General features: G+C 61.1%; 1 protein-coding gene. It reads left to right on the forward strand.

Annotation, left to right across the window (positions count from 1 at the left end; translation table 11 throughout):
• The coding region (locus tag CH289_RS27840; protein ID WP_033188840.1) for an MCE family protein at positions 1 to 845 on the forward strand (845 nt) is incomplete at both ends.

Raw genomic sequence — 845 nt, forward strand, 5'->3', positions numbered from 1 at the left:
TTCAAGAAAGTCGTCAGTATCGACCTGGTGACCGATTCGGTGGGTAATGCGTTGCCCAGCAACGCGGATGTGAAGGTTCGCGGTTTGATCGTCGGTGAAGTGCGGTCGGCGTCGTCGGTCGACGGTGTGGTGACGGCGAAGTTGGCGATCGATCCGGACAAGGCCGATCTGATTCCGTCGAACGCGACGGCGCGGTTGTTGCCCAAGACGTTGTTCGGTGAGCGGTACGTGGCGTTGCAGATTCCCGAGAACGACACGGCGTCGCCGATCACCGACGGGACCGTGCTCAGGCAGGACACCAGTGGCAGTGCCATCGAGGTCGGTCAGTTGTTGGACAACTTGCTGCCGTTGCTCGAAGCGATTCCGCCGCAGGATCTGGCGAGCACGTTGGGTGCGTTGGCGCAGGGTCTGAGTGGTCGTGGTCAGGAGTTGGGGTTGACGATCGATCGGTTGGACACGATCTTCAAGGGTCTGAACACCGAGTTGCCGAACATTCAGGAGGATCTGCGTGGGTTGGCGGATTTCTCGCAGACGTATGCCGATGCGGGTCCGCAGTTGATCGATGCGCTCGACAATCTGTCGGTCACGGGGAACACGTTGGTCGAGCAGCGTCCGGCGGTGGATACGTTGATCTCGTCGTTGACGGCGACGAGTGCGTCGACGGCGGATTTTCTGCAGGCCAACGCGGACAATCTGATTCGGATCTCGGCGGATTCGCGTGAGGCGCTGGAGTTGTTGGCGCAGTATTCGCCGTCGTTCGGGTGCACGTTCGCCAATTTCGTGCCGGTGGTGCAACGCGCGCAGGACGTCATCGGCGTCGGCGACGAGTACCGCGGCATCAACGT

The organism is Rhodococcus sp. RS1C4, from assembly GCF_002258225.1.
GTDB lineage: Bacteria > Actinomycetota > Actinomycetes > Mycobacteriales > Mycobacteriaceae > Rhodococcoides > Rhodococcoides fascians_E.